Below are 11,014 nucleotides of genomic sequence, written 5' to 3'. Positions count from 1 at the left end.
AGATGGGTATAAGAGGCAGATTTCACCCCGTTCGCCGGGGCACCAAGTGCAAGATCGACGGGCTAGGAGGGCCGGGGACGCCCGGGAGCCGTGGACCGTACGCAGCGGACTGCGCAGTCGAGGTGTGCTGCCTACGTGCCCGAGGGCGCGGGGCGTCGGCACAACGCACTGCCGGGCGAGGGCCGAACCGCGGGTAAGACGCGTTCCGTCCCGCCGACGACCACGTCCAGCCCTACGGGGCGCGGCCTCTGTGCTCGGCGCCAGCGCGACGCAGCGAGCTGGCGAGGACAGCGCATCCCCACTCACGCTCCACCGGCCCAGGAGCTGGCGTGCTGCGAAGCGGCGGCCTTGAACGCCCCGCTCCGTCGATCTTGGAGTTGTGGCTCCTGGGATGCCCTGTATGCGAGCTGTGCGAGGTGCCACAACTCCAAGATCGACGGTCGCACCAAAGCGCGGACGATCCACCGGCGGGCTGGAACGACGTGAGGCGGGCCCCGTCCGGGTGGACGGGACCCGCCTCGATCGTCACGCGCCTACGGTGCCGGCGCGAGGTGAGACAGCGGCTGTGTCAGCTGAGCCGGCCGGACGTCGCGCGGCGGCGACCCCGCAGGTGCATGCCCAGCAGGCCGACGCCGAGGATGGCGGCGGCCAGCAGGCCCGTGGTCACGCCCGTGGAGAGCGTGGGGCCGCCGGTGTTGCCGGAGGCGAGGACCATGCCGTTCTGCGACTCCTGCTGCGTGGTGTTGCCCGCCGGAGCGGCCTTCGGCTTCGGCTTGTCCTTGCCCTTGCCGTTGTCGGCACCGGCCGGCGCGGGGACCGGGGTCTGCGCCAGCGCCTGCGACGCCTGGGCGAAGGTCTCCGGGGTCACGTCCGGGGCGTTGCCCTGCGTACGCCACTGCTTGAGCTGCTTCATGCCCTTGCAGGCCGAGGGGTAGCGGTCGCAGTAGCTGGTGGTGTTGCCGATGCTCTCGGACGAGAGGACCGCCTTGGCGATGGCACGGGCGAGCGTGCTGGCACCGGCGTTGAAGATGGCGTTCAGCTGGCGGCTGTCGGCCGGGTCGTTGATCTGGAGCGCCTCGCCCTTGCCGGTGGACACGGCGAACACGGTGTCACCGTCGCCGAGCGTGTGGATCGGGCTGATCGCGCGGGCCATGCCGTCGTGCGCGTTGCCGGACATGCGCTGGGCGGCGGCCTTCTCCAGCGGGGCGTTGGTGGCCACCACGGCGATCGTGGTGTTGGCCGGCTGCTCGGCGGCGGCGGCCGGCGGGGTCGGCGGGTTGCACTCCTTCTTCTTGGGAGCCTTGTACCCGGCGAACTCGTCGCCGATGCCGTACTTGACGCCGTACAGGGTGCAGTCGGCCGGGTCGACCGGCGAGCCGGCCGGGTTGACGATCACCATCGCTCCGACGTAGATGCCGTCGCCGAGGTGGACGCTCGCGGTGCCGACGCCGCCGCGCATGCCGCCGCCACGGGCGCCGGTGCCGCCGCCGACGCCGCCCTGACGGACCGGACCGTCCGAGGTGGCCTGAGCCGCGAGGTAACCCCACTCGGCGGACGTGCGGGCCTTCGGGTCGCCGCCGCGGCCGAGGTCGAAGATGTCAGCGGCCGGCACGATCGGGGCCACGCCTCCGGCGCCGACGCGTACGCCCTCGCCCCGGTCCTCCAGCCAGCGGATGATGCCGTTGGTGGCCGACAGCCCGTACATGCTGCTGCCGCCGAGCTGGATCGCGTTGACGCCCGGGTTCGAGTTGAGCGGGCTGAGCAGGTCGGTCTCCTTGGTGGCGGGGGCGCCACCACGCTGGTCCACACTCGCCACGGACATCTGCGGCATGTAGACGACCGAGGTGCCGGTCAGGTACGGAGCGGTGTCGGACTGGACCTGGCCGACCTGGATGCCGGGGACGTCGGTGATGGCGTTGTGGGCGCCCGGGGCGCCGGCGGCGGGGTTGGCCGACGCGGGCGACGCGACGAGCACGAGTCCCGGACAGACCAGGGCTGCCGCGGCGATCGCGGCGAATCTGGACGACTTCATGCAGCTTCTCCCATGTGAAGCGGTGCGACCTCCGCCCCGGTCCGGGGCGGTCGATGCATTGGGCAACTGGTGGTCCCCCGTGGTACACGACGAGATGTGGGGGAGGCTACTGGTCAGACCAGTTGAAGGGAAGAGCCTGCTCAGCTGATGGCCGACTCGGATAATCCGAGGTCAGGCCACATCAGGCGGATTCAGAGCAATACGTCCACCATCGAGCGCTGCGCCTCCGGGACGTACTCGGCGTAGTAGCGGTGCAGTTCCTCGCGGGTCAGCCGGGTGACCTCGTCGGCCTCCCCGGCGCGCATCGCGTCGAGGACGCGGCGGTGGTGGGCCAGCGTGCGCTCCATCAGGGCCTCACGGTCCGGCGCCTCGGCCAGCTTGGTGGAGATCAGGTCGAGCACCATGCTCCGGACCGCGTCGAGGCAGAGCACGAGCAACTCGTTCCCGGACAGCCGGGCGACGTGCTCGTGGAAGCGGACGTCGGCCGAACTGAAGGCCTCGTAGCCGTCGGCCACCGCGTCGCGCATGCCCGCCAGCGCCTGCTCCAGCTCGTCCAACTCGGACGGTGACGCCATCCGGGCGGCGACGGAACCCGCAGCCGACTCGATGATCATCCGAAACTGGAGCAGCTCCGCCACGCCGAGCCGCCGGCTGTCCACGACCCGGGCGAACAGCTTGCGCATCGCCGAGGCCGTCGAGGCGATCACCTGCGGCCCGAGCGGGTCACCGGGGCGCGAGCGGATCAGGCCGCTGCTCTCCAGCACGCGCAGCGCCTCACGCACGGTGGACCGGCTGACGTCGAACTGCGTGGTCAGCTCGCGCTCGCTCGGCAGCCGGTCCCCCGGCCGCAGATCCCCGGCGGCGATCCGCTCCTCGACCTGCCGGACGATCCCCTCGTACGCCCTCACGGTGCGCACTGGAGCGAACGAGACACCCTTCGGCATGGCGAACCTCCCGACGCACGGCGGCCTCGCGCCGCTGTGAACAACGGTACGGGTCGTTGGCCCGTCGGACAGGGAGGGTCAGGCCGTGGGAGGCGGCGAGCCCATCGCCACGTCGTCGACCTTGATGTTGATCTCGTCGACCCGCAGGCCGTACGCCTCGACGGCGGACGCGACAGCGATGCGTACCTCGTCGGTCACCTGCGGAACCGGGTGGCCGGCCTCGATCACGAGGACCAGGTTGATCACGGCCGCGCCGTTGGTGACGTGGGCCGTGCAGCCCCGCCGGGCGTCGCCGACCTGGTCGAGCCCGACCCGGTCGAGCACCGCGTTGAAGAACCGGGCCACGTCGCCGCCCAGCTCGGCCACGCCGGGCACCCCTCGGGCGGCGGCCACCGCGATCTTCTCCACCACCTCGTCGGAGACGTGCGTGGTCCCGCCCGCCACCGCGTCCGGCGTCAGCTGAAGTTCCTGGGTCGCCTCGTCAGCCATGCTCTCCCACCCGTCGCACCGCCCCGCGCCGACGGCGTGGGGCGGTGCGAGCGTACTGGACGGAGGCGGTCCGCAGTGGACGGCCGCCGGGTTCAGCGCGCCCCGGCCGGCGCCGGCTCGCCGATCCCGTCCAGCCCGCCGGAGGTGCCCGGCACCGGGTGCGGCCCGCCGCCACCCGCTGCCTGCTCGCGACGCCGGAGCCACCGGTCGACGCCGAGGTTGAGCAGCAGGCCGACCGCGGCCCAGACCGCCACGACGGCCAGGTTCCGCCCGACGCCGACCCCGCCGAAGTAGACCAGCGATCGGGCCGTGTCCACGGCGGCGGGCAGCGGCAGGACGCCCTGGAGCGTCCGGAAGAACTCCGGCACCATGTAGATCGACAGGCCGCCGCCGGACGCGGGCACGCCGGCCATCATCAGCACCACCATCATCGGGACGATCGCGGCGAGGCCGAAGGTACGGGTGAACACGGCGGTCACCAGCGACACGGCGAAGATGGTGAGCGCGCCGAAGCCGATCATCTCCGGGGCGTGCCCGTTGACCGCGCCGATGATCACGTCGAACAGCAGCCACAGCCAGGTGGACATGCCGATCGCCCAGCCACCGAGGATCGGCAGGAACTGGCGCAGCCGCCGGATGTGCGGCGCCCCGCCGCGGAGCACTGCCAGCATCAGGAAGCCGGACATGATCCAGGACATGCCGACGTACAGGCTGTTGCTGCCCATCGTGTCGGTCTCGCTCAGCGGCGACACGTCGGTGACCGCCAGTGGCATCTGCTGCCCGGCCGCCACCTGCCGGAACATGGTCTGGACCATGGTGTGCTGGCTGGACCCGGCGGCCGAGGACGAGTACAGCACGGCCTCGCCGCCGGGCGTGGACGGCAGCACGTACGCGGCGACCAGGTCACGCGCGAGGATGCGCTCCCGGGCCTCGTCCACCGATGCGGCCACGGAGATGTCGGCGACGCCGTTCAGGCCCGCCCGCAGCCCGGCGGCGGCCCGCTCGGCCTGTTCCGGGACGGCGGCGACCACCGCGACCGGGATGTCGTGGGGCTCCGGCTTGTGCATGGAGAAGCTCATCAGGCCCACCACGACGACGAGGATGCTCAGCGGGAACGCCGCGACCGTCGCGTACCGGAACCGCTTGGACCGCGGCGGCCCGCCGGCGAGCGCGGGCAGCGGCGTGTCCGGGCCGTCGACCTGCGGCGCCTGCGGGATGGGCGCTCCACCGCGCTCCTTGAGCAGGCAGAGAGCCACGGCGGCGACGATCCACGCGGCGAGCGTCAGCAGGTGGACGCCGATGCCCCGGCCGTCGAAGTAGAGCGCCGACCGAAGCGCCTCGCCGGCCGCCGGCAGGGGCAGTACGCCGTGCAGGAACTGGAAGAACCCGGGCATCGTGTGGACCGGCAGCGCCAGGTTCGACGCGGGCATGCCGAACACGACGAAGAGCAGCATCCCGAGCAGGACCGCCAGCGGGCCCATCAGCTTGGTGAACAGCAGTTGGGCGAGACCGACGGCGGCGGTGGCGAGCACGCCGACACCGAGGAACGTGAGGTAGTGGCCGTCCACCGCGCCGACGACCGGGCCGAGGATCAGCCAGACGATCGTGCTGGTCAGCGCGGACCAGCCGGCGACCAGCGGGACGAACCGCCGCAGGCGCAGCAGGTGGGGGGTGGCCATCAGGAGCAGGCTCAGCGGCACGTAGCCGGCGAGCATCATGCCCATCGCGGCGAACAGCACGGCGATGCCGGCCCGGTCCTCGTCGGGCAGCGCGGCGACCTCCTCGGTCGTGGCCGTCCACTGCTGCTGCACCGCGACCGGGGCGAGGAGCTGCTGGGCGGTGGCGGCGCCGGAGGCCCCGGCGGCCGACGCCGTGAAGATCGTCGCCTGGTCCGACCCGGCGGCCGGGAGTTGCAGCGCGCCGGTGATCTCCCGGTCCCGCAGCAGCTCGACCGCGGCGTCCCGGGACGTCACCAGCCGGGCCTCGACCGGCTCTCCCGGGGTGGCGTTGAGCGCGTCCACGACGCCCTGCGCCTGGGCGCCGCTGCCGACCACCGCCACCGGCATCTGCCGGGGGTGGGGCGAGTGCATCGTCGCCATGTACGTCGCGAACATCATCGTGACCATGAGGAACGGCATGACGAAGAGGGCGACCGAGCGGATGATCCGCTCCTTGCGGTCGGCGGCGTTCGGCTCGGCGGTCGCCGGGTCGGTGGTGGACGGCACAGGCATGCTCCGGACTGGGTTGGCGGCCGCGTCGACGGCCAGAATGTAAGTCAACTGACTTACGCAGTGTAGGTGACGTCGGCGCCGGACCACGAAACGACTAGGTTTGGCCTGCGCCACAGTCGCGCGGTCCACGAGGAGAGGTGCGGTCATGGCACGGTCGGAGGCAGCCCGCGTCGCGCTGCTCGACGCGGCCGAACGCCTGTTCGCCGAGGAGGGGATCGCCCAGGTCTCCGACCGCCGGGTGGCCGAGGTCGCGGGCAACACCAACCACTCCGCGGTGCGCTACTACTTCGGCGGCCGGGAGGGCCTGCTGCGGGCCCTGATCGCCCGGCACATGGACGCCCTCGCCGGACCCCGCCGGGCGATGCCCGAGCAGCCCGACTCGGTCCTCGGCGACGTACGCAGCCTCGTGCAGCCGTCCATGGCGGTGCTCGCGAGCCTGCCCCGGCCGAGCTGGCGGGCCCGCTTCCTCGCCCAGGCCCTGCACGACCCGACGCTGCGGGTGCTGATGCGCGAGGCGTTCGAGTCGGCCTTCGTCGACCTGCCGGTCCGCGCCTCACTGGCGTCCCGCCTGGCGCACCTCGATCCGGGGGTGGTGGCCGGCCGGGCGGCCCTGATCGCCCGCATCGTCATGACCGCCACCGCCGAGGTCGAGGCCCGCGCCGAACAGGACGGGCAGGACCCGCGCTGGCTGGACGTCGGGGACTTCCTCGCCGACGCCATCGCCGGCATGCTGGCGGCCCCGGTCAGCCGGGCCGGAACCGCCAACCCGCTCACCGACGCGGAACTCTGAGAGGCCGGCCGGGACGACCCGGCCGGCCGCGCCTCAGGAGCCGAGCTGGGAGATCAGTTCCTCCGCCGCGGCGTACGGGTCGATGGCGCCCTCGGCCACCTTGGCCGCGAGCGTCGGGAGCTGCGTACCGTCGCGCAGTGAGCCGATCCGGGCGCGCAGCGCGCCCAGCGCGATCGCCTCGATCTCGGCGGCGGCCCGCGCCTCCCGGCGGCGGCGCAGCTCATCGTGGCGCTCCAGCCAGTCACGGTGCTTGTCGATCGCGGCGGCGATGTCGTCGATGCCCTCGCCGCGGGCGGCGATCGAGCGGACCACCTGCGGGCGCCACTCCCCCGGCCCGCGCTCGCCGAGCGCGATCATGCCCTGGATGTCACGGACGGTGGCGTCCGCGCCGTCCCGGTCGGCCTTGTTGACCACGAAGACGTCGGCGATCTCCAGGATGCCGGCCTTGACCGCCTGGATCGCGTCGCCCATGCCCGGCGCGAGCAGCACCAGGGTGGTGTCGGCCAGCGAGGCCACCTCCACCTCGGCCTGCCCGACGCCGACGGTCTCGACGAGCACCACATCGCACCCGGCACCCTCCAGCACGCGCACCGCCTGCGGCGTCGCGGCGGAGAGCCCGCCCAGGTGGCCCCGGCTGGACATCGAGCGGATGTAGACGCCCGGGTCGGTCGCGTGGTCCTGCATCCGGACCCGGTCACCGAGGATCGCGCCGCCGGTGAACGGGCTGGACGGGTCGATGGCCAGCACGCCGACCCGGTGCCCGCGCGCCCGCAGCGCGCGTACCAGCTCGTTCGTGGTGGTCGACTTGCCCACGCCGGGCGAACCGGTCAGGCCGACCACCTGGGCGTGCCCGGCGTACGGCGCGAGGGCCGCCGCGACCTGCGGCAGCACCTCGTCGCCGGACTCGACCAGCGTGATCAGCCGGGCCACCGCGCGGGGGTCACCCGCGCGGGCCCGTTCCACCAGCATGGGTACGTCCCGGCTGCGGCGCACCGGCCCGGAGGCCGCCGCCGGGGCGTTCTGTGCATCGTTCACAGGTATCAGCAATCAGCTCTCGGCGCCGTTCGGCACGTGGATGATCAGCGCGTCGCCCTGGCCGCCACCGCCGCAGAGCGCCGCCGCGCCGGTGCCGCCGCCGCGCCGCTTCAGCTCCATCGCGAGCGTGAGTACGAGGCGGGCGCCGGACATGCCGATCGGGTGGCCGAGCGCGATCGCGCCGCCGTTGACGTTGACCTTGTCGGGGCTGATGCCGAGGTCACGGGTGGACTGGATGCCCACCGCCGCGAACGCCTCGTTGATCTCGATGAGGTCGAGGTCCTCGATGCTCAGGCCGCCCTTCTTCAGGGCGTGGTTGATCGCGTTGGACGGCTGCGAGTGCAGGGAGTTGTCCGGGCCGGCCACGTTGCCGTGGGCGCCGATCTCGGCCAGCCAGGTCAGGCCCAGCTCCTTGGCCTTGGCCTTGCTCATCACGACCACGGCGGCCGCGCCGTCGGAGATCGGCGAGGAACTGCCGGCGGTGATGGTGCCGTCCTTGGTGAAGGCGGGACGCAGCTTGCCGAGCGACTCGGCGGTGGTGTCCGGGCGGATGCCCTCGTCCTCGCTGATCACCAGCGGGTCGCCCTTGCGCTGCGGGATGACCACCGGGGTGATCTCGTCGCCGAAGTGGCCGTTCTTCTGGGCGGCGGCGGCACGCTGGTGGCTGGCCGCGGAGAACGCGTCCTGCTCCTCGCGGGTGATGCCGTGCTTCGCGCCGTGCCGCTCGGTGGACTCGCCCATCGAGCAGCAGTCCCAGGCGTCGGTGAGGCCGTCGAGGGCCATGTGGTCCTTGACCGTCACGTCGCCGTACTTGTAGCCGGAGCGCTGCCCGAGCAGCAGGTGCGGGGCGTTGGTCATGGACTCCATGCCGCCGGCCACCACGACGTCGAACTCACCGGCCCGGATGAGCTGGTCGGCGAGCGCGATCGCGTCCAGCCCGGAGAGGCAGACCTTGTTGATGGTCAGCGCCGGGGTGGACATCGGGATGCCGGCCTCGACGGCCGCCTGCCGGGCCGGGATCTGCCCGGCGCCGGCCTGGAGCACCTGGCCCATGATCACGTACTGGACCTGCTCGGGCGCGACGCCGGCGCGCTCCAGGGCCGCCTTGATCGCGATGCCACCGAGCCTGGTCGCGGGGAGGTCCTTGAGGTTGCCCAGCAGGCGCCCCATGGGGGTCCGCGCGCCGCTGACGATCACCGAAGCCATTGCCTGCCTCCGAGGGGTGCCGACCTGTACGCCTTAACGATTGTTCGGTCAGACTAGCGTCATGGCTGAGAACTCCCCCGTCGAGCCCGCTGCCGAGTTTGTCACAGACATCGGCCTGCGCCGCATCGACCACGTCGGGATCGCCGTGGCCGACCTGGACGCCGCGATCGACTTCTACCAGCGCACGTTCGGGATGCGCTGCGTGCACACCGAGACCAACGACGAGCAGGGCGTACGCGAGGCGATGCTGGCGGTCGGGCCGGACGCCTCCGGCGGCATGGTGCAGCTGCTCGCCCCGCTCTCGCCGGACACCACGATCGGCAAGTTCCTGGACAAGCGCGGTCCGGGCATCCAGCAGGTCGCGTACACGGTGGCGGACATCGACGTGGCCTGCGCGGCGCTGCGCGAGCGCGGCGTACGGCTGCTCTACGACGCACCCCGGCGCGGCACGTCGAACTCCCGGGTCAACTTCGTGCACCCCAAGGACGCCGGCGGCGTGCTGATCGAGCTGGTCCAGCCGGCCTGACGTGCGGGGAGGGGGTCGGCCGCGGCCCCCTCCCGGCATGTGGGAACGCGCGCGACAGTGCGCGCTTGCGCGTTCCCACGGACAGCTCCACGCATCGGTGGATGCAGTTTTTCACAGAGGGGTTCCCGCTTTAGCTACCGTTCAGTAACGTCCGCCCGAACAGCAGCGGCGACCGGTGCCGAATGTGTCGATTGCCGACATGGCGGTCCCGTCGCACCGGCGCCGACGATGGCAGCACCCCTGCCCGCGTCGTGCGGGTGTGGACAAACGGGAGGTCACCGTGCAGGACATCCTCGAAGCGATCATGGCGGCGGAGGGTTCGTCGCAGCCGGAGCGGGAGCTCGCCGGCCTCGCCGCCCTGCCCGTGCCGGAGAGCTACCGGGGCGTGGTGGTGCGTGCCGAGGACACCCGCATGTTCGAGGGCATGGCCACCCGCGACAAGGACCCGCGCAAGGCGCTGCACGTGCAGGAGGTCCCCACCCCCGAGCTGGGCCCGGGTGAGGCGCTCGTCGCGGTGATGGCCAGCGCGATCAACTACAACACGGTGTGGACGAGCATCTTCGAGCCGCTGCCCACCTTCAAGTTCCTGCAGCGCTACGGCCGGCTCTCCGAGCTGACCCGCCGCCACGACCTGCCGTACCACGTGGTCGGTTCGGACGCCGCGGGCGTCGTGCTGCGCACCGGGCCGGGCGTGACCAAGTGGAAGGCCGGCGACGAGGTGGTCGCGCACTGCCTGTCGGTCGAGCTGGAGGACTCCGCCGGTCACGACGACACGATGCTCGACCCGCAGCAGCGGATCTGGGGCTTCGAGACCAACTTCGGCGGCCTGGCCGAGCTGGCGATCGTGAAGGCCAACCAGCTGATGCCGAAGCCGCGCCACCTGAGCTGGGAGGAGGCGGCCAGCCCCGGGCTGGTCAACTCCACCGCGTACCGGCAGCTCGTCTCGCACCACGGCGCGAACATGAAGCAGGGCGACGTGGTGCTGATCTGGGGCGCCTCCGGCGGCCTCGGCGGCTACGCCACCCAGATGGCGCTCAACGGCGGCGCGATCCCGGTCTGCGTGGTCTCCTCGCCGGAGAAGGCCGAACTGTGCCGCAAGATGGGCGCCGAGCTGGTCATCGACCGCACGGCCGAGGGGTTCAAGTTCTGGTCCGACGAGCAGACCCAGGACCAGGACGAGTGGCGCCGCTTCGGTGAGCGCATCCGCGAGCTGACCGGCGGCGAGGACCCGGACATCGTCTTCGAGCACCCGGGCCGGGAGACGTTCGGCGCCAGCGTCTACGTCGCCAAGAAGGGCGGCACGATCGTCACCTGCGCCTCCACCAGCGGCTTCAACCACCAGTACGACAACCGCTACCTGTGGATGCACCTCAAGCGGATCGTCGGCAGCCACTTCGCCAACTACCACGAGGCGTGGCAGGCCAACCGGCTGGTCGCGCTCGGCAGGGTGCACCCGACCGTGTCGAAGACGTACGCGCTGGAGCAGACCGGCCAGGCCGCGTACGAGGTGCACCGCAACGCGCACCAGGGCAAGGTCGGCGTGCGGTGCCTCGCCCCCGCCGACGGGCTCGGCGTCCGGGACATCGAGATGCGTTCGCGCCACGAAAGCGCCATCAACCGGTTCCGCGGTCACTGACCGTACGGTCGCCCCGGATTGCCTTTCCGGCCGACCGGGGCGCCATTCGACCGGCGTACGCACAAAGGGCCGCGGGTGCCGACCCGCGGCCCTTTTCGCGCCGCCTTCCCCGCAGAATCCCGACC

9 protein-coding genes are annotated in these 11,014 nt (G+C 72.1%); 3 read left to right on the top strand and 6 right to left on the bottom strand.

What is annotated here, in order from left to right; all coding sequences use genetic code 11:
• Positions 1-568: 568 nt before the first annotated feature.
• From EAD96_RS28515 to EAD96_RS28500, 4 genes are all read right to left on the bottom strand, one after another.
• Entirely contained in the window at positions 569-2,032 is a 1,464-nt protein-coding gene (locus EAD96_RS28515; RefSeq protein ID WP_121686412.1) for a P1 family peptidase, read from the bottom strand.
• Between the two features lie 191 nt (positions 2,033-2,223).
• Positions 2,224-2,940, bottom strand: a complete 717-nt coding sequence (locus EAD96_RS28510) for a FadR/GntR family transcriptional regulator (protein ID WP_233586205.1) — start codon at positions 2,938-2,940, stop codon at positions 2,224-2,226.
• 114 nt (positions 2,941-3,054) lie between these two features.
• Positions 3,055-3,465, bottom strand: coding sequence for an Asp23/Gls24 family envelope stress response protein (locus EAD96_RS28505; RefSeq protein WP_121686410.1), 411 nt, complete (start codon positions 3,463-3,465; stop codon positions 3,055-3,057).
• A gap of 92 nt (positions 3,466-3,557) precedes the next feature.
• Positions 3,558-5,696 carry an ABC transporter permease gene (locus EAD96_RS28500; RefSeq protein WP_233586204.1) on the bottom strand — a complete coding sequence of 713 codons (2,139 nt, stop codon included), beginning with the start codon at positions 5,694-5,696 and terminating at the stop codon, positions 3,558-3,560.
• A gap of 145 nt (positions 5,697-5,841) precedes the next feature.
• On the opposite strand from EAD96_RS28500, the gene EAD96_RS28495 reads away from it, so the two are divergent.
• On the top strand, positions 5,842-6,486 hold the full coding sequence (locus tag EAD96_RS28495) for a TetR/AcrR family transcriptional regulator (protein WP_120573449.1): 645 nt from the start codon (positions 5,842-5,844) through the stop codon (positions 6,484-6,486).
• A 33-nt stretch (positions 6,487-6,519) separates the two neighbouring features.
• On the opposite strand, the gene meaB is transcribed toward EAD96_RS28495, so the two are convergent.
• On the bottom strand, positions 6,520-7,455 hold the full coding sequence (meaB, locus tag EAD96_RS28490; protein ID WP_233586206.1) for a methylmalonyl Co-A mutase-associated GTPase MeaB: 936 nt from the start codon (positions 7,453-7,455) through the stop codon (positions 6,520-6,522).
• Between the two features lie 78 nt (positions 7,456-7,533).
• Complete coding sequence (locus EAD96_RS28485) at positions 7,534-8,727, bottom strand: acetyl-CoA C-acetyltransferase (protein WP_120573447.1); 1,194 nt, start codon at positions 8,725-8,727, stop codon at positions 7,534-7,536.
• Positions 8,728-8,788: 61 nt separating this feature from the next.
• On the opposite strand from EAD96_RS28485, the gene mce reads away from it, so the two are divergent.
• Complete coding sequence (gene mce / locus EAD96_RS28480; protein ID WP_120573410.1) at positions 8,789-9,253, top strand: methylmalonyl-CoA epimerase; 465 nt, start codon at positions 8,789-8,791, stop codon at positions 9,251-9,253.
• A 280-nt stretch (positions 9,254-9,533) separates the two neighbouring features.
• On the top strand, positions 9,534-10,889 hold the full coding sequence (gene ccrA / locus EAD96_RS28475; RefSeq protein ID WP_121686413.1) for a crotonyl-CoA carboxylase/reductase: 1,356 nt from the start codon (positions 9,534-9,536) through the stop codon (positions 10,887-10,889).
• Positions 10,890-11,014: the final 125 nt, after the last annotated feature.

Origin of the sequence: Micromonospora sp. BL1 (assembly GCF_003667485.1) — a bacterium.
Taxonomy (GTDB): domain Bacteria; phylum Actinomycetota; class Actinomycetes; order Mycobacteriales; family Micromonosporaceae; genus Micromonospora; species Micromonospora tulbaghiae.
This window is presented reverse-complemented; position numbering and strand designations above follow the sequence as displayed.